Origin of the sequence: Aeribacillus sp. FSL M8-0254, from assembly GCF_038008845.1 — a bacterium.
GTDB lineage: Bacteria > Bacillota > Bacilli > Bacillales > Aeribacillaceae > Aeribacillus > Aeribacillus composti.
Window position 1 is genome coordinate 1190230 of record NZ_JBBOZY010000001.1, and the last position, 19512, is coordinate 1209741.

A 19512-nucleotide genomic window follows, 5' to 3' on the forward strand; every position below is an offset into this window, starting at 1 on the left:
TCCTTCTTTCCTTCCTCCAGTTACACTTTTTGTAAATTCCAAGGGAATGGATCTGGAAGAGTAGACCAGTCTTGATCAAACTCAGCGTCGGTTAGTAAACATTTATCCAATTCCTTTATAATTTCTTCAGGGCGTAAATCTATTCCAATAAATACCAATTCTGTTTGCCGATCTCCGAACTGATCATCCCACTCGTCCAGCAAATGAGGGTTTTCTTTTAAAATTTGCTGCTGCTCTTCTTTCGGTAAAGAAGCGACCCAATAAGAGATCGGTTCAATACTAACAGAAGGTCCTGCCTGTGACATCAAAAGGGCAAGGTTATTTCTAGTTGCGCACCATGCAATTCCCTTTGCCCTTACAATATTTTCGGGCATGGAGTGAAGCCAATTGTAAAAGCGCTCGGAATGGAAAGGCAAACGTCTTGAATAAACAAAGGAAGAAATTCCATATTCTTCAGTTTCCGGTGTATGCTGATCATGCCCTTGCTCTAACTCCTTGATCCATCCAGCTGAAGAGCTTGCTTCCTCAAAATTGAATAGTCCAGTGTTTAAAATCTCTCGAGGATCAATCTCACCTTTGACAGTACGAATAAGTTTCGCTTTTGGCTGCAATGTTTTTAATACCTTTTCCAGCTTTGCCAATTCTTCTTCAGACACCAAGTCACACTTATTCAAGATGAGCACATCGCAAAATTCAATTTGGTCAATAAGAAGGTCTGCGATTTCACGAGTATCGTCTTCACTTAACGCTTGCTTTCTATCTAATAGCCGATCACCTGACTGGTAATCCTTCCAGAATCGATTGGCATCTACAACCGTCACCATCGTATCCAATCGACAAAAGCGCGTCAGATCGATTCCTAGTTCTTCATCAATATATGAAAAAGTTTGAGCAACTGGGATTGGCTCACTAATTCCAGTCGATTCAATAATGATATAATCGATATTTCCTTGTTTAGCGAGCCTTTCTACTTCAATTAATAGATCTTCCCTTAATGTACAGCAAATACATCCGTTTGACATTTCGACTAGCTTCTCCTCAGTTCTTGAAAGCTCTCCGCCTTGTTTGACTAATTCAGCATCAATATTGACCTCGCTCATATCGTTCACAATAACGGCTACCTTGAGCCCTTGGCGATTTTGTAAAATATGATTCAGAATGGTAGTTTTCCCTGCTCCTAAGTAGCCGCTTAAAACGGTCACAGGTATTTTTTTATCCATTGTCATCTTCCTTTCAACAATTAAAGTTTTTCTTTGACCTCAGATCGGTTCGAGATAATTGAAAACCAATTTATATAAATCGTAATCATTACGATTTATATAATATTTAAACATATTTTTTTCGTAAATGCAAAATAAACTGTGGGAGTATTGATTTAGAATGCCGCAAGCCGAATATTAAAAGATATACGTAAAAGCAGAACGCAAACATAGCTGCCAAAAAGTACTTCAGAGAAAGGTCTTCTACAAAACAAACGTACAATACACATCATGAACAATTTCTGGAAGCTTGAAATCGATGTGCACAATGCTTTTATAAATGGAAAAAAGATTATCCATTCACAAATTCCGTTTTAGATGGTATAGTTTTTACTATTTTCAAGGAGTGGAAAAGAGATGAACCCTTTTATTCTAATCGTAGGAGCGGGTCCTGCCGGGATTGGAATGGGGATATTATTAAAACAATTAGGAATGAAAAATTTCGGAATTTTAGAGCGTGACCGTATTGGGTCACCGTTTATGCAATAGCCGAAGGAGATGAGATTTATTACGCCATCGTTCACAGGACAAGGATTTGGTGCATTAGATTTAAACGCTGTTTCGCTGTCTGTTTTTGATTATAAAAAATTTGTTTAATCACCCAAAAAATTGCTGGAGAAATGGTTATTTTTTTGTTTAAGTGAATATATCAAATTGAGGATGAACCAAGTATAATTTGATTAAAATTTTCTGAATAAAAAGAAAATAATGTATTATTACCTGATAAACATCAATGAATATTCGTAAAAAATGATAGCGATTTCAATTATTTAATTAATCTCATGTGAGGGGGAATGAAATTGTTTAAAGCATCTAATGGTGAAGAAATTTTTATTATTGATGCACACATTGCCTTATGGGATGGAAGCAAGGAGAATCAATTGAATATCCACGGAGAACAATTTATTAGTTGTTTTTATGATTATCACAAAAATCTAAGTCCGAAAGAATATTGGTGGCCGAAAGATGAGTTCGTAAAGTATTCTCCAGAAAAACTTGTGAATGACGTGTTTATGGAAGGATATGTGGATATGGCGATTTTCCAACCAGTTCTTCTAAAAGAGTTTTATAAAAATGGTTTTGGTAATTTTGATGCAAATGAGGAACTTTCAAAAAAGTACCCTAATCGTTTTATTTGCAATGGAACATTCGATCCCCGACATGGTGAACGAGGTTTAGAAAAATTAGAAGAAAATAAAGAAAAATACAACTGGCAAGGTGTCAAGTTATATACAGCTGATTGGTACGGTAATTCAAAGGGCTATAAACTATCTGATGACTGGTCAAAAAGATATCTTGAAAAATGCCAAGAGCTGGGGATAAGAAATATTCATATTCATAAGGGTCCAACGATCACTCCTTTAAATCGGGATGCATTTGACGTAGCAGATGTTGATGATGCAGCAAGTTGTTTCCCTGAACTGAACTTTATTGTCGAACACGTAGGACTTCCAAGATTAGAAGATTTTTGTTGGATTGCTACACAAGAGAAAAATGTCTATGCAGGTTTGTCAGTTGCCATTGCTTTAATTCATACTCGACCTCGTTATTTTGCTCACATTATAAGTGAATTGTTGTATTGGCTTGATGAAGACCGAATCATTTTTGGAAGTGATTATGCTATATGGGAACCGAAGTGGATCATTGAAAAGTTTCTTGAATATGAGCTTCCAGAGGATATACAAGAAGAAACTGGAGTTACATTTGATTTGGAAGTGAAAAAAAATATTTTAGCAGGAAATGCAGCGAGATTATATAACATTGATATCGAAAAACAAAAAGAAAAATTAAAAAATTGTCAATTATCCAAACGTATAGCGTGACGAATAGAGAATAGTTGATGAAAAAACTTAAAAGGGAGGTGAAAGCGAGGTAATGGATAAAGAAAAGCAAGTATATAGCATGCTTGAAAAAGTGTATGATCCTGAACTGGATCAGCCGTTAACAGAGTTGGGATTTATCGATCAAGTCATCGTTAAGGATAATCATGTTAAAGTAGTCTTTCGCCTTCCAACTTATTGGTGCTCTCCTAACTTTGCCTACATCATGGCTGAAGATATAAGGAAATATGTATCTGAGATTGAATGGGTAAAAACGGTTCAAGTTCATTTACTCGATCATTGCGCATCCGATGAAATTAATCACGGAGCATCAGCAGGAAAATCGTTTCGCGAAGTCTTCCATAATGTATCTGACGGAGATCTTGAAGAATTGCGCAAAACTTTTGATATAAAAGCCTACTATGCAAGGCAAGAGAAACTGATGAAATATCTACTAAAAATAGGAATGTCAAAGAAAGAAATTACGTCTTTATCTCTACAAGAACTGAATGAACTGTCCCTGCCTGAAGAAGGGAGGCTGTTAAGAGAAAAATATTTGGAGAAGAAAAAAGTATTCCACCACTCAAGTACATTTGCCATAACAACTCCAGAAGGGAAACCATTGACTGAAGAAGAGTTTTCAGATTACTTGAAAGGCGCCAAGCTGACAAGGTTGAGCATGGAGTTTAATGCGCATTATTGCCGGGGATTGTTGGAGGCACGATATAATTTGTCTGCTGCTTATGAAGGCAGTTTGGCAAAATGATTCATAATTTTTACAGCGTACAAATAATTTCATAATAAAAGGAAAGGTGATGTAAGATGAGTAAAAATGTTCTTATTATTACTGGCGATGCTGCTGAAGCATTAGAAGTGTTTTATCCTTATTATCGTTGTATTGAAGAAAATATTAATTGTACAATTGCCTCACCTGTTAAAAAGAAGCTCCAGACGGTTGTCCATGATTTCCTTCCTGAAATGGAGACTTTTACAGAAAAATGGGCATATAAAATCGAATCTCATGCATCAGTAGATGAGATTAATCCTGCCGACTATGATGGATTAATTATCCCAGGAGGGCGTGCGCCTGAATATATTCGTATGAATCCAAAGGTTCAGGAAATTGCTGCTCACTTTTTAAAAGAAAATAAACCTCTTGGGGTGATCTGTCATGGACAATTAGTCTTAACAACTGTAAGAGAATATATCAAAGGAAGAGAGATGACAGCTTACACTGCTTGTAGACCAGAAGTGGAAGCAGCAGGCGCTACTTATGTGGAAAAAATGCTTCATGTGGATGGTAACATTGTATCGGGCCACGCTTGGCCGGATTTACCGGGATTCATGAGAGAATTCTTTAAATTGTTGAATGTAAGAGAAAAGTCTGCTGTTTAAAACATAAAAGGGCTGATGTATTTGAAAATGCAACCCGAATATCGGATACTTGAAAAAAGTTCGATATTCGGGATTTTTTGTTTCATCAGGAAAAATACGTTTATCATCGAATCCAAGATGTAAGCGGAGGAAATCCAATGAGGATGATTTTGAGTGACGTTCAAATGAGACAGTTAGAGAAAATCATTGGAATGTCAAACATGTGTCCAGACGTTCTCCACATTTAGAGCAGTTCTTAATTACTTGTCTAAAAGGAAATTGCCCATTAAAAGACACTATGGAATTAATGCTTGGTGTATGGCAGCAATCCCAAATTTTTCCTTACGGTCGTCTCCCCGAACAACATTTGCCGATTGTCTTTTTTCATTCACTCCCGTTTCGATCAAATTATACGGACTTAACGGTTTAAAGAATTTAATAACAGTAACGATATATAAAATATGACAATTCCTTCTGTTGTTTTAGGGTTAATTCCTGTCAGCTCTTCGATTTTATTTAAACGGTAGTGCAGTGTATTAATATGGATATTCATTTCCTCTGCTGTTTTTTTGATCGATTGATTATTGTTCATATAGTGTTGTAACGTTTCGATTAGAATTTGATCTTTTTCCATCATATGAATGGTTTGCTTCAAAAAATCTTTTTGCATCTCTGATGGGATATCTTCCAAGATGATTTCTAATATAAGATCCTCATAAAATACAATGCCTTTATTTTTTCGCGCTACCTTTAATGCTTTTTGTGCTTCTTTAAAAGATTTATTGATCATGTGTTTGCAAGCTGTTTTTCCTATGCCAATAGCTAAAGTGCTTTTGTATCTGTTTTCGAATCTTTTTTTTAAATCGTTTAACTGACTGTAAAAATAATTTTGTTTATAAGAAGCATCCATCTTTTTTAATACTAAAAAGCGCTCTTGCCCCCATCGAACAATAAAATGTTTTTCTTTCCCGAAGATAGAATAAAACAATTCTATGATTTCTTTTTGAATTCGATGAATATCGTAATTATTTAATGTGTGTATCTCCAATTCCATGAGTGTGCAAACATGAGTGTCATACACAGGAATGCCTAACATAAACCCGCGCTCTAAAAAATCTTTATCCACAGATGAAGCATTGATCCATTCATAAAGATACGATTCTATTCCTCTTATTTCCCATTCGTTTCTTTCAGTATAATATGCTTCTTGTATAATGAGCTCTGTCATTCTTCTAATTAAGTCCGCATAAGGCTCCACTTGTTTCGGTTCGCCAGTTATTCCGATCACTCCAATTACCTTCTTATGAAACATAATGGGCATATTGATTCCTGCTTTGACGCCTTTCAGCACTTGTGCTTTGATTTGATCAATGTAAAGCTTTTGTTTGGACTTAATAACAATCGTAGCTCCTTCATGAAAAGAGCCGATCCGACTCTCATCAGTGGAGGATATGATGATCCCATTAATATCAACTAATATGATATCCTCTTTGACTACGTCCTGAACCTCTGAAATAATTTTAGCAGCCAGCTTTGGGGATAATTGCATCTGTATCACCACCCTTTTGGTTAAAAAGACAATAAAAAAGGCATTTTTGCTATGTTAATTATATCATCATACATAGATAATATGACTCTCATTCTTTATAATAAAACGAAAAGAATAAAAGTGAGGGGTTTGAATGATTGCTCCTGATATAAAGAGGGAATTCATAAATATTGTAGGAGAAGAAAATTTTGAAGATTCGGAAGTTGAAAGGTTAGTATATTCGTATGATGCGACTCCAAATTTTCAATCGATTCCGGATGCGGTCGTTTCGCCTAGAAATACAGAGGAAGTATCTAAAATATTGCAATTATGTAATAAAAATAAAATACCGATTGTTCCGCGGGGCTCTGGTACGAACTTATGCGCCGGCACTTGTCCTGTTGAAGGAGGAATCGTTCTTCTATTTAAACATATGAACAAAATTTTAGAGATCGATGAGGAAAACTTAACCGTCACATGTCAACCGGGAGTTATCACACTTGATTTAATCCATGCGGTGGAACAAAAAGGTTTGTTTTATCCACCAGACCCAAGCTCAATGAAAATATCTACAATTGGGGGAAATATTAACGAAAATTCTGGAGGATTAAGAGGACTGAAATATGGAGTAACTCGTGATTATGTGCTGGGGCTAGAGGCGGTTCTTCCTAATGGGGAAATTGTTCGAACAGGAGGAAAGCTAGCGAAAGATGTGGCAGGGTATGATTTAACACGCTTATTTATAGGTTCTGAAGGAACGTTAGGAGTGATTACAGAAGCGACATTAAAGCTGATCCCACTGCCTGAATCAAAAAAGACAATGCTTGCTTTATTTCAAGATTTAGAAGCTGCTGCGCGTTCCGTATCGAAAATTATTGCCAATAAAGTAATTCCGGCAACTTTAGAGTTTTTAGATCAGCCGACGCTAAAAGTAGTGGAGGACTATTCACAAATCGGACTGCCAACAGACGTTCAAGCCGTATTACTGATTGAACAAGATGGAACGCCTGAAAATGTGAGTAAAGATATGAAGGTCATGGAAGAAATATGCAGGAGTGAAAACGCCGTATCTGTACAAATTGCCCAGTCAGAAGAAGAAGCTGAAGCTTTACGAACAGCGAGACGCACCGCTTTGTCCGCATTAGCCAGACTGGCACCAACTACCATTTTAGAAGATGCGACTGTTCCAAGATCAGAAATTGCCAAAATGGTCAAAGCCATTAATGAAATAGCCGCAAAACATAACGTAAAAATATGCACGTTTGGTCATGCGGGAGACGGAAACCTTCATCCTACCTGCACGACAGATATTCGGAAGAAAGATGAGATGGAACGGGTGGAAAAAGCTTTTGCTGAAATATTTGCAAAGGCCATTGAACTGGGAGGAACAATTACTGGAGAACATGGAGTAGGAGCCATGAAAGCGCCTTATTTAGAATGGAAGCTAGGGAAATCTGGCATCGATGTGATGAAGTCGATCAAAGCTGCATTGGATCCAAACAATATTATGAATCCTGGGAAATTATTTGCAAAGGATACACGAAAACGAGTGGTGATCTCAAAATGATGACAGAATCAGAAAAGCAAAATATCCAAAGAGATTTCAAGGAACGCATGGACGAAGATGAGCTGTTAAATTGTATGAGATGCGGTTTTTGTTTGCCATCTTGTCCAACTTACATTGTGTCTGGATATAAAGAAAGCCAATCACCAAGAGGAAGAATTGCCTTAATGAAGGCAGTTTATGATGGGGTCCTTCAACCGGATGATGAATTTGAAAAGTCTTTAAACTTGTGTTTAGGATGTCGTGCGTGTGAGCCGGTTTGTCCATCAGGTGTGAATTATGGACATTTATTAGAAGAAGCAAGAGACATAATGAACCAAAATAAAAAGCATTCTTTACCTGTGCGGGCAGTTCGAAATGTGGTTTTTAAACAACTATTTCCTAAAAAAAGTAATTTAATCAACATAACTAGCTTAGTTGGATTTTATCAAAAATCTGGACTTCAAAAAGCGGCACGTAAAATAGGATTTATGAAACTGTTTCCATATCATCTCCGGGAAATGGAAAAGATATTGCCTGATGTTCCTGAGAGAAAGACACTGAAACAGCGATCTGAATATTTCCCGCCAAAAGGAGAGAAAAAAGCAACTGTTGCTTTCTTTTCCGGATGTTTAATGGACACGTTGTTTCTCGAAACAAATCATGCAACCATTCAATTATTGCAAAAAGCCGGGTGTGAAATTGTTATTCCTAAAACACAAGCATGCTGCGGAGCTTTGCACGGTCATAGCGGAGAAAAAGAACTAGCGAAAGAATTAGCAAAACAAAATATTGAAGCGTTTGGAAAAAACGAAGTAGATTATATTATAACAAACGCAGGTGGCTGCGGCGCTTTCTTGATTGAATATGATCACTTATTAAAAGATGATCCGCAATGGTCAGAGCGCGCTGAAAAATTTGTTGCAAAAATAAAAGACATTACGTCCATTTTATATGAGCTTGATTTTCACAAACAATTTCGCCTTTCACTTCCTGAACAAGTCGTCACATATCAAGATTCCTGTCACCTGAGAAACGTCATGAAAACGTCAAAAGCTCCTAGAGAATTGCTTCGTTCAATTAAAGGAGTAACATTCACAGAAATGGAAAATGCCGATAGCTGCTGTGGCTCTGCAGGCATTTATAACATTGTCGAACCGAAAACATCCATGGAAATTTTAGATCAGAAAATGGAAAAAATGAAAAAAACCAGTGCCACTACAATAGTAACAGCTAATCCAGGATGTTTCATGCAAATGAAGCTAGGAATTGAAAGAGAAGGATTAAAGGATGTAAAAGCTGTTCATATTGTGGATCTATTGTTAGAAGCAGCGAAATAACGAACAAGCACTATATTTGATGTAATTTTGAAACTTAATGTGAATGGTTAATTGCTAAGCTGCAGTTTTTTGTTCAGATGATTATGGGGGAGGACTTTCTCTAAGAAACGGACTTGTTTGAAGTAGCTTCTACTCAAGTGTCTCAGACCTTCGGAAGCATCTGTGTCTGATTTTAAGTTAAATTCAACATAAAATGAAGAAAAGAAACGGAATGTACCGCGCATGCATTCCGTTATTTCAACCGCCATCAAGATAGATTTTACGGTTGTGAGAACATATAGATTTTTCATGAATGAAATAACTAAACGTTTCTTTTTATTCCAGACTTCATTTTCGTCATTGGAGATTTTGCTTGCGGCGTTGGCAAGTTTGCTTTCGTTTGATGATCCAGTCTAACTTTAAGCAGATTCATTCCCTTTTAGAACAAGAATATTTTTTGGGCTGTCCAGAATGAAACATCATAATCATTGATATATCAACGTTTCTAAAATATTAAAGGGGCGTCTATAAGCCGGAAAATCGACTTATTAGACAGCCCCTATGTGTAGAAGACTCCGCTCATGGAATACATTAGTTAGCATTCCGCCTCTGTGAAACATCTCAGCCAAAAGGTGCCTTCACCCGCAAACAAGTTACGATTGCTCTGCTAAAAAATAAATTTTCTTCACTTTCTCCTTAAATTGTTCAACATGAACAAACCGCGCTTCTCGCAAAACCTCTTTTCCATCGACATATAAAATTAAAACAGGTGCGGTAAATATGGATAAGTGACCGGCTATGTTCGGAATATCATCCGCATTGATAAAGCCCATTTGAATTTTTGGAAACTCAGCCAGCACTTTTTCCACCTTTGGCAGCAAAGCATGACAAACACTGCAATTTGTTTTGGATATATATATAAATGCCAAATGATGACTATTAATAAATTGCTCGACATCTTCTATGGAAAATAAATCATGGTTTGTCTGCAAAATTCATTTCGTCTCCTTTCATGATCAAAAAACTTACTTCATTATACCATAGGAAGGTATAAAGAAATTGAACAGATGCTTCACACGTTGAGAAGCGGGAGATTCACTTGGAGGGGCTTTAGAAGATGTGTATTGACGGCTTCTATTCTTTAATCGTTTGAATAGAAATATTTGAAAAACTGATTATGAACAAAAACTGGAAGTGATGAATCAAATTTGAGAGTAAACGTTCGATGATTTCAAATTGTGCGAATGATATCGCTTACCTTAACAGGAAAGAAAACGGAAAAACGAATGATGTTAGAAGTCTTTCTTGTATATAACAAAGAAATTTTAACTTATTGCCCTTTGTATTGTTCTTGTTCGTTGATCTGCTGGGCAAAAATACCTTTTTCTATTTATTAGGCAGCTGGCAGCAAAATCAACGGATGCTCTTTTCTACCCCTTGTAAGTGAACACGTACATTAATTATGTTGAATTACACAAGTCATTCAGCCGCTTTGATGCGGAATCATTCAACATCGCAGACCTTTATGTAGATTTTCTTCGAGAGAAATCTTCTCCAATAAATACATTAACCCCCAGCACCTAAGTACTGGGGCAAAAAAACATGAAATCCCCCGCTGACGGGGTGAAATGGCCTGCGACGCGGCAGGCAACTTATCATTAAGTTATGAGCTTTTTGCTGATATTATGCAAGGAGAGGAACCATTTAGGCTCCTCTCCGTTGGAAAACACAAACGAATCCACGTTTTTTCACGTGTGAAATGGTCTGTGACGAGACAGACAACTTATTTTGTATTCTAAGTATAGAAAAAACCTTGGGAAATGTCAATACATGATCAATACACTGTCAATACGTTGTAAATACGTTACAGATTAAATACCCATTTTACACGGTTCATAATCTTATTTAAATCATCCTTGTATATATTGCCGATATGTTGCTTTAGCCTTACTTTGTTGACTGTCGTTAATTCTTCCACCTTTACGGCGGAAGTCTGCGTTAAAAACGGATAGACTTCCTTTTTGAGAAAATAATGTGTCGCAAGTTTTGGCGATACCTTTGTTTTTCCTTTCCGATCTGTTATAATTTTGGTTTTTAACTTTGTAGTCAGCGGAGCTATCTTAACATTACCGGATGTACGGTTAATTCTGTTATTAGAAAGGACAAGCACCGGTCGTTCTCCGTTTTGCTCTGTGCCGATATTTTCCCCGAGTTCGCAAGTGAAAATGGCCCCTTGAACGATCAGTCGTTTCATTTGCGTTTGCTCATTCTCAATCCATTCATTAGCTAATGTGATCTTATTGGGATACCATTCGTCTAGTTTAGCTTTTTTGTCAGCTTTTTTTAAACGTAATCGCTCACGTTTTACTGCATCTGATTCCATCTTCTTCTCCCTTTCCCTTTGTTTTATACCGTTACACTCATGATTGTATCACGTCATGATCTTAAAGTTTGTTAAAGCTTCAATATTTTTTCGCTATACATTCCCATCATTTTGTCGTTTGCAGGTATGCCGAAACATCAATAGAATGATTATATAACAGTGTTATAACAGAATGTATCGGTGTTTTGACTAGTGATATAGACGAAGGACTAATATTGATTGAACCGAGAGACGTGTGTACCTAGTTAAGAATGAAGGAATCTGCTTTAAGAAAGTATGCTCTCATTCTCCAAGCAAGACGCGGGTGGGAGCGAGGCTATTTAGAAAAGACATTATATTCTCTTGAAGCGTTTTATGGAGATAAAACAGAGCAGCGATATGACGCCAGAAACAAGCGGCAGAAGCAGTAATGGCATGTGTTCGACAATCAAACGTAGCAGTTTGCGAAATGAAGACAAAACGGGAATTAGATCGTTATAACGATAATATACAAACGTTAAAAGTGATGGTGCCAAACAAAACGATCTGCTAAAGTACTCATGATGAGGTTAGATCAACAACAGAAATACATAAAGGAAAGGGATGAACTTCTTATGCGGTTTCTAAAGGAATCCATGGGGACACGCAAAATGATCACTGTGGCCAAAGAGGAAGAGCAAAAGAAGAAAAAGTGTTTTGGTCTCTTCATCTCTTTTGTGATTGTTCATTTCGCATGCATCCTCTTTTCCCTCAAGTTCAGTATTCATGCGAGAATCAAAATTGTACATTTATTAAATTAGCATTCATATGCATCTTCGCTCTGTATGAGTAAAATGTTTGTTGGAGAAAGATAAGATCCTTCCGTTAGAAGCAGGAGTTTCTCTTAAATAGTAGGGGGAAAGGCAAAATAAATGCAAAAAGGACTCTCTTCCTGTATTGTGATAAGTGCACAAACCAAACACAAGGAGAAAAGAGAGGTGAGCAAACATTAAAAGAGATCGAAATGGAATTATTTTCGATGATTCAAGAAACCTTCGGGGAACTGCTTCAACAGGTGTTGGAGTACATCGATCACGAGTGCCCTTGGTAAACAAACGTCGCTATGTGCATCAGACGAAATGAGCCGGTGTAGGTAGGGCTTGAAAGGTTTATGATGGAAGAATACAGCTATGACCCGATGATGGACTGGTTTTCTGAATGGAGATAGAACCGCGTGGATCACCGCTTGCCGGGAGTATTTCGGAAAACGGCAGGAACACCGATTTACAAGCATTAAAAGTGTTGAAAGGATTTAAAAAAACAAAAGAGGCACATACAAACAGGATGAGATGGTTGGCGAACGCTTACAAAACAGATCGTAAAAACGAAATATACCCAAAAAATCAAAACAGCAAAAAAATCCCCATCAAAATCTTGTCTCAATCTCTCTGCAAATCTATTACAATAGAAATAAAAACATAATTTATAAGGTGATGCATAATGGATTCTTCATGGCTGAAGCCGATTTCTGAGGCAAAGTATTTGGCAACGGACAATGCTTATCGCTATCGGGCGATTTTACGATATTTTTATATGCAGCATGAACGAATGCGGCAATATTTGTTTCCTGAAGAAGTATTTGCATTTTTAAAAGAACATGAGGAGTTTCAGAACTATACGGAAGACGATCTCCAGCAGGATTTAGATCAGCTTGTCAAATGGAAAAACTTAATTGCTCGGCAAGAGACGGTGAATATTCGCACAATCGAAGAATTTAAAAAGAAACGGTTTCGTTATCAATGCAGTCCTTACACGGTTGAAATTGAGAGGATGATCCGCACGTTAGAGAAGCTAGGTGATTCATTCGGAGGATCTTTAGAAAAAACGCGTTTTGACCGTTTATACTCTTCACTCGTTCGAATAGAAAATATTATACAAAACGATTTTCAAGAAAAACGAGAAGAGATTAATCAAATTTGGGAAGAAACATTCGATTATTTCAAAAAAATCATTCAAAATTCTGCGGATTACATCGCTTACCTTAACAGTGAGAACACGGAAGAACGAATGATGTCGGAAGCCTTTCTTGTATATAAAGAAAAATTTACGACATATTTACGCGATTTCATCGTTGCCTTACAGAAAACATCGTTAAAAATTGAAAAGTTGTTGGAAGATATCAGAGAAGATGATGTTCACAAACTAGTCGCAATTGTTGCTGATTATCAAATGACGATTCCTCGATTAGAAGAAATGGAAGTGACGAAAGAACAACTTGAAGAAGATTTATTCGAAAAGTGGAGAGGTCTAAAAGAATGGTTTTTAGGCAGAGAAGGACGTGAAAGTGAATTGTATTTTCTTCAGCACCAAACGAATGAAGCCATTCGCCGCATGACTCGGGTCGTGCAAAGGCTGGGGGAACGTCATCACAATTTCCGCAGCCGCAAGAAAGATTTTCTCCATTTAGCAAAGTGGTTTTCCGAGCTTCCGAGTTTAGTAGATGCCCACCGACTATCCTCTGTTGTTTTCGGCTGTTTCCATACAAAGCATCTCATAACAGAGAACGATGCAACAGAAAACTTTTATCGTGATATTTGGGAAGAAGAGCCGACAGAATGGACGGTAAAGCCTCGCGTTCGCCATTACCGTGAAAAGAAAAAGCCGGAAGCGATCGAAACACATGAAAAAGAGAAACAGGAGATGAAGGAGAAATTTTTACTGGAGAAAAAACGTGAGAAAGAAGAGTTAGAGAACCTCATTCAAGACAATAAAATCGTATTACGAGAGTTGCCGGTGATCGAACCGCACATTCGAAAAACATTGTTAAGCTGGATAGCAAAATCAATGACAAAACAAGACGGAGTCGTAAAAACGGAAAACGGGTGGAAAGTGAAAATCTTGCAAAAGGATTCTTCCTCGATTCAATTGAAAGCCTCTGACGGTACACTTACGATGCCGAATTATGAACTTTATGTCCTCGAAAAGGGAGAGATGTAACATTGGAAAAGACGGAGCAAGGGTTTGATGAAAAAGCGAAAGAAGCCATGACAGCCCTGTTTGAAAACTTCTGGATTGTCCGGGAAGAGGAACCAGAGCTTTATCAAAAGATTAGAGAACGTGAAAAAGTATTGAAACGTTACTTGCAAGAAAAGTTTGGATATCGGCTAATCATTCACCGCTATTTTGCAAAGCTCGAGAAAATCCCGGCTGAGCCAGAATCGTGGATGGGTATTCAAGATTTTCAAGATATATTAGATTATGCCTTGTTTTGCTGCTTATTAGCATATTTAGAGAGCAAAGCCGTCGATGAGAAATTTCTTCTGTCCGATTTATGTGAAGAGATTCAAGCGATGTATCCCGGGGAACTGCCAATCGATTGGACGAATTATCAACATCGGAAGTCGCTCATTCGGGTGCTGAGGACGTCGGAGCAAATTGGTATCGTAAAACGCGTCGATGGGGATCTTGAAGGGTTTGCAAATAAAGAAGACCATGAAGCACTCTATGAAGTTCCCGTTGTATCCCGCTATTTTATGAGATCATATCCGAAAGACTTGTTTCAATATGAAACGATAGAGGAGATTTTAGAAGAAGAATGGAAAGCGTCCCCGCAAGACTATCGCCGCCATCGGATATATCGGCAACTATTTTTATCGCCAGCCATTTATCGAAGACAAAAAGACGATCCTGACTTTTATTATTTAAGAAACTTTCGCCATCGCTTGCGGGAAGATATTGAAAAACATACTGATTATCACTATGAACTTTTTAAAAATGCGGCACTTTTAACTTTACCGGAACGTCAAAGCCGCTATACGCTGTTTCCAGATCAAAAAGGTACTTCGGAGATTATTCTTCATTTTTCCAAAATGATTCGCCAGCATCTTGATGTTCACATGCCTGATGAATATGGACAAATCCGCTTAACACCAAATGATTTTTTAGGTCTGTTAAAAAAATGCCGTGACGAATTTTCCGAAGGATGGAGTAAAACATACCGCGACATGACAATCTCTCAGCTTTCTGATGAAGTATTGAGTGCATTAAAGGAGTGGAAAATGGCAGAACGTGAAGCGGAGACTGGGATGATTATTCTCTACCCCCTTTTAGGTCGATTAGTCGGAACATATCCTGATGATTTTCTAATGAAAGGAACGAATGAAGATGACGAGTAAATGGGAGTTATATCGAGCGGGAGTGTTAAATTTTTGGTATTATGATGAAGAATTTTTTCATTTCGCAGACGGAAAACTTCTATTGCGTGGAAGCAACGGCTCCGGCAAATCGGTGACGATGCAAAGTTTTCTTCCGGTTCTGCTTGATGGAAAAAAGAGTCCTGATCGCCTCGATCCGTTCGGTTCCCGAGCTAGAAGAATGGAAGATTACTTGCTTGGGGAAAAAGAACTCGTCGACAGGGACGAACGAACAGGCTATTTATTTTTAGAATATAAGCGAAAAAACTCTGAACAATATATCACAACGGGTATCGGCTTACGGGCAAAACGGCAGAAAAATATGGATTTTTGGGGATTTGTCGTTTTTGACAATCGGCGCATCGGCAAAGACTTGCGTTTATATAAAGAAGAAAAGACAGACGGGAAGACGCAAAAAATTCCTTTAACGAAACGGGAGTTGATCACTGTTATTGGTGAAGGCGGTACGGTTGTTGATTCGCAACGTGAATATATGGAGTTAGTGAATAAACATATTTTTCGATTTGAGTCGCTTGATGCGTTCCACGAATTGATTGAATTACTCATTCAATTACGCAGTCCGAAGCTTTCAAAAGATTTTAAGCCAACTGTGATCTACGAAATATTAGAAAGCTCGCTGCCAGCACTTACAGATGAAGAGCTGCGACACTTGTCAGAAACGATAGAAAATATGGATCAAGCAAAACAACAATTAGAACAGCTTGAAAAAGACGAGAAGGCTCTAAAGCATCTTTGCCAGCATTATTCGACTTACAATGAGTATATGTTGGCTGAGAAAGCGAATGAATATGTAAAATCGGAAAAAAGCTTTAAAAAGTTAGCTGAAGAAAAGAAACAGTTTGTCGCACAACATCGTGAATATGAGGAAACACTTGCGACATTGAAAGAAGAGACTCAACAATTATCGATTGAACAAGAAGTGCTGCGTAAACGGGAACTTGATTTATCCAATCATGAAGTGTTTCAGGCAGAAGAAAAGCGTAATGAAACAGCGGAAAAACTGCAGAATATAAACAAAGAGCTCAAAAAGAAAGAAAGATTTATAGATGAAAAACGAGAGCAAGAACGGAAAATTGAACAAAACTTAAACATGTATGAAGAACGTTTCGAACAGTTATTGAAAAAGCTAACAGAACAGTTAGAAATGATGCGGAACGATGCGTTAGAAAGCTCTTTTTCCGAGCATACAATCAACGAAGAAGATTTTCAGCGGAACCGAGAATATGAATTTGATTTTACCGTATGGAAGCGGGAAGCTAATGCACATTTTGATCGACTGGAGCAAATTAACGGACTTTGGAAAGAACATGATGAAATTCAATTACGTTATGAAGAAACGTATAAAGAGCTCGGCGAATTAAATAGGGAATTAGACCAACTAAAAAATGAAGAGAAAAAATGGTATGAACTGGTTGAAGACGAAAAATCCCGTTTGCAGGAAAGCGTGTTTGAATGGAGCAAAATGTATCCGGATATAAAGGTGGATGACGAAGCATTTCAAGTATTTTTACAAAGGTTGAATGAGCTTTATGAGCGCTATCATTTCGAAGAGGTGAAACAACCGTTTACGAATCAATATTATCAATCTTTAGAATCGTGGAAAGCGGAAAAAATTAAAAAACAACATGAAATGAAATTGATAGAAAATGAATTTCGTGAAACGGAAGAAAAATTACGCTATTGGAAGGAACAAAAAGATCCAGAACCAGAACGAGACATGCAAACGGTGCAAACAAGGGCGTCGCTAAAAGAAAAAGGAATACCTTTTGTTCCGTTATATGCGGCGGTGGAGTTTCAGGAGCACGTTTCTGAAGAGTTGCGGGAACGGATCGAATCTACATTAAATCATGCTGGATTGCTCGACGCTTTAATTGTGGAAGCGGATTTAGATATCCAATATGATCGAGTAATCATGCCAAACCCGGCAATGATGGCACACACGCTAGAGGATTATTTAAAACCTGATGTAGAGAATGACTCAGGTGTTACTAAGGAACGAATCGAAGCGGTATTGCGCAGTATTATCGTATCGGACGAACAGCAAGGTAACGAATATTTTGTCATTAACGAAGCCGGACAATATTCACTAGGACTTTTAAAAGGACATGCCCCTGAAAGGGAAAAGGCAAAGTATATTGGAAGAGCCGCACGGAAACGGCTGCGTCTTGAGAAAATTCAGCAATTTGAGGAAGAATTACAGCTTTTAAACACTCAACTCAGAGAAAAACGAGAGCAGCTGGTAGCCATTGATGAACGAATCCGCCACATTACGGAAGGGTTTCAATTGTTTCCAACTGACAAAAATGTCAAATATGCCTATGACCAGTGGGAGCAAACGAAACTCCTGGCAGCAAGCAAAGAACAAGAAACAGTAAGGAAAAATGAAAAACTCGGACAAATCGCTCGAGAATGGCAGCAAGTGAAAAATACTTTGCGCAACAAGACAGAAGGACTGGACCTTAAGTTTTCAAAAAAAGGGTATGAAGATGCTTTGTCTTATATGAAATCATATTTAAAAGAGTTAAATGACGTACAAATTACGCATGGAAACATTGTGCACACCGATGAAATGATCAAAAATCTAAATGATCAGCTTGAAACATTACAAAACGAAATAGACGAAGCGAAAGGCGAAATCAATGTTCTTCTCGATCAACAACAGCGGGTATCACTTGAACTTGAGCATATCGAATCGATGTTAACGAAAATGGGAGCGGAACATATTCGCCAAGAGATTCAACAGATTCGAGAACGATTAACGTTTTTAACAACGGAAATTCCTGAGAAAATTAAGAAGCAAGCAGACATCGGGAATCAGCTTTCAAACATGGAAAACAAATTAAGCAGTTTAGAGAGAAAACTGGAATTTGCAAAGGTTCTTGTCCAAGCATGGGAAGAGATATTTGCCAAAGAATTGGAACGAGGGCTAGTGTTTGTTGACGAAAATGAAACAGGCTCGCTTTTGGACAAAGCAATAGACATTTCCAAGAAATATGGTTCTGTATTAAAAGAGAATACACGACTTTCTGTCACCGAACGATTAAACCGAATATTTTTCCAAGAACAACCGAATTTAATCGAATATCGTCCGACACAGGAACCTGCCGATTGGAACAAACAAAATCCGTTCGTCGAGCTTTCATTAGATGAGGAATCGGAGCTAAAAGCGAACGATTGGAAGGAAAAAGCAGGACGTATCATCATTTTGCTTGATTATAAAGGTCAACGCGTCACACCATATTTTGTGTTAGAAGAGATTGAAAAAGATATATTGCTGCAAAAAGAATATATTAACGAACAGGATCGCGAATTGTATGAAGATATTATTTTGAAAACGATCGGGCGAATATTGCGAAGCCGTATACAGCGTGCCGAACGCTGGGTTAAAGATATGAACGCATTAATGGAAAAACGTGATACTTCTTCAGGTCTGACGTTTTCAATTCAATGGAAGCCGAAGACCGCGGAAACCGAAGAAGAAATGGACACGAAAGATTTAGTCGAATTGTTGCGAATGAATTCGCGGCTGCTAAAGGAAGAAGATTTGCAGCGGGTTACGATGCATTTCCGCTCAAAAATCAACCGAGCGAGAGAAATGCTTGAAGAAAGTGGGCAGGGCAATACGCTTCACCAAGTCATTAAAGAAGTGCTCGATTACCGAAAGTGGTTCTCGTTTACGCTTTATTACCAAAAAACAAATGAACCAAAGCGGGAATTAACGAACCAAAAGTTTTATAAATTTAGCGGCGGAGAAAAGGCGATGGCGATGTATATTCCTCTTTTTGCCGCGGCATATTCACGATATCAAGAGGCTGCAGAGGATGCTCCATATATTATTTCGTTAGATGAAGCGTTTGCCGGCGTTGATGAAAATAACATTCGTGATATGTTTGCTTTAGTCGAAGAGCTTGGTTTTAACTATATCATGAACTCTCAGGCGCTTTGGGGAGACTACGACACGGTACCATCGCTTTCTATTTGCGAGCTAGTTCGTCCGAAAAATGCACCGTACGTTACGGTTATTCGTTATCATTGGGATGGAAAAGTGAAACGACTTGCGTCAAATCTGGATGAAGAATTTACTTTTACATCATCCATATAGGAAGGATGGTTC

14 protein-coding genes and 2 pseudogenes are annotated in these 19512 nt (G+C 37.8%); 12 read left to right on the forward strand and 4 right to left on the reverse strand.

From position 1 onward, the window contains the following. Positions 1 to 20: 20 nt before the first annotated feature. Positions 21 to 1220 carry a GTP-binding protein gene (locus NSQ44_RS05855; protein WP_066249901.1) on the reverse strand — a complete coding sequence of 400 codons (1200 nt, stop codon included), beginning with the start codon at positions 1218 to 1220 and terminating at the stop codon, positions 21 to 23. Between the two features lie 396 nt (positions 1221 to 1616). Between NSQ44_RS05855 and NSQ44_RS05860 the strand changes: the two are divergent. The 4 genes and pseudogenes from NSQ44_RS05860 to NSQ44_RS05875 all read left to right on the forward strand — a co-directional run. Beyond that, positions 1617 to 1823, forward strand: a pseudogene (locus tag NSQ44_RS05860) (NAD(P)-binding domain-containing protein); the annotation flags it as partial. Between the two features lie 230 nt (positions 1824 to 2053). Beyond that, on the forward strand, positions 2054 to 3082 hold the full coding sequence (locus tag NSQ44_RS05865) for an amidohydrolase family protein (RefSeq protein WP_340855732.1): 1029 nt from the start codon (positions 2054 to 2056) through the stop codon (positions 3080 to 3082). Between the two features lie 52 nt (positions 3083 to 3134). Beyond that, complete coding sequence (locus tag NSQ44_RS05870) at positions 3135 to 3845, forward strand: iron-sulfur cluster assembly protein (protein WP_327863125.1); 711 nt, start codon at positions 3135 to 3137, stop codon at positions 3843 to 3845. Between the two features lie 56 nt (positions 3846 to 3901). Further along, the gene (locus tag NSQ44_RS05875; protein WP_063386439.1) at positions 3902 to 4474 is read left to right on the forward strand and encodes a DJ-1/PfpI family protein; all 573 of its coding nucleotides are present in this window, start codon (positions 3902 to 3904) and stop codon (positions 4472 to 4474) included. A 397-nt stretch (positions 4475 to 4871) separates the two neighbouring features. Here NSQ44_RS05875 and NSQ44_RS05880 read toward each other — a convergent pair whose 3' ends face one another. Next, the gene (locus tag NSQ44_RS05880) at positions 4872 to 6002 is read right to left on the reverse strand and encodes a CdaR family transcriptional regulator (protein ID WP_130157612.1); all 1131 of its coding nucleotides are present in this window, start codon (positions 6000 to 6002) and stop codon (positions 4872 to 4874) included. A gap of 133 nt (positions 6003 to 6135) precedes the next feature. Here NSQ44_RS05880 and glcD point away from each other — a divergent pair, with 133 nt between their 5' ends. Beyond that, on the forward strand, positions 6136 to 7548 hold the full coding sequence (gene glcD / locus NSQ44_RS05885; RefSeq protein WP_311067068.1) for a glycolate oxidase subunit GlcD: 1413 nt from the start codon (positions 6136 to 6138) through the stop codon (positions 7546 to 7548). Further along, on the forward strand, positions 7548 to 8864 hold the full coding sequence (locus NSQ44_RS05890; RefSeq protein WP_340858159.1) for a (Fe-S)-binding protein: 1317 nt from the start codon (positions 7548 to 7550) through the stop codon (positions 8862 to 8864). Before glcD ends, NSQ44_RS05890 begins: the two co-directional genes overlap by 1 nt. A 632-nt stretch (positions 8865 to 9496) precedes the next feature. On the opposite strand, the gene NSQ44_RS05895 is transcribed toward NSQ44_RS05890, so the two are convergent. Both NSQ44_RS05895 and NSQ44_RS05900 read right to left on the reverse strand, forming a co-directional pair. Then, entirely contained in the window at positions 9497 to 9835 is a 339-nt protein-coding gene (locus tag NSQ44_RS05895) for a thioredoxin family protein (RefSeq protein WP_094245422.1), read from the reverse strand. A gap of 872 nt (positions 9836 to 10707) precedes the next feature. Continuing rightward, positions 10708 to 11226: a type II toxin-antitoxin system PemK/MazF family toxin gene (locus tag NSQ44_RS05900; RefSeq protein ID WP_094245423.1), complete on the reverse strand. Its 519-nt coding sequence runs from the start codon at positions 11224 to 11226 to the stop codon at positions 10708 to 10710. Positions 11227 to 11635: 409 nt separating this feature from the next. Here NSQ44_RS05900 and NSQ44_RS05905 point away from each other — a divergent pair, with 409 nt between their 5' ends. From NSQ44_RS05905 to NSQ44_RS05920, 6 genes and pseudogenes are all read left to right on the forward strand, one after another. Beyond that, positions 11636 to 11758, forward strand: coding sequence for a hypothetical protein (locus tag NSQ44_RS05905; RefSeq protein ID WP_261308773.1), 123 nt, complete (start codon positions 11636 to 11638; stop codon positions 11756 to 11758). A gap of 588 nt (positions 11759 to 12346) precedes the next feature. Next, positions 12347 to 12455, forward strand: a pseudogene (locus NSQ44_RS18970) (UPF0236 family transposase-like protein); the annotation flags it as partial. Further along, positions 12403 to 12666 (forward strand): hypothetical protein, encoded by a 264-nt coding sequence (locus tag NSQ44_RS18975; protein ID WP_063386432.1) that lies wholly within the window; start codon positions 12403 to 12405, stop codon positions 12664 to 12666. The pseudogene NSQ44_RS18970 and the gene NSQ44_RS18975, both read left to right, overlap by 53 nt. An 18-nt stretch (positions 12667 to 12684) precedes the next feature. Further along, a complete protein-coding gene (locus tag NSQ44_RS05910) occupies positions 12685 to 14181 on the forward strand; it encodes a TIGR02677 family protein (protein ID WP_327873826.1) in 1497 nt (498 codons plus the stop codon). A gap of 47 nt (positions 14182 to 14228) precedes the next feature. Further along, positions 14229 to 15359, forward strand: a complete 1131-nt coding sequence (locus NSQ44_RS05915) for a TIGR02678 family protein (RefSeq protein ID WP_340858161.1) — start codon at positions 14229 to 14231, stop codon at positions 15357 to 15359. Next, complete coding sequence (locus NSQ44_RS05920) at positions 15349 to 19500, forward strand: TIGR02680 family protein (protein ID WP_340855771.1); 4152 nt, start codon at positions 15349 to 15351, stop codon at positions 19498 to 19500. The genes NSQ44_RS05915 and NSQ44_RS05920 overlap by 11 nt, the downstream gene beginning before the upstream one ends. Positions 19501 to 19512: the final 12 nt, after the last annotated feature.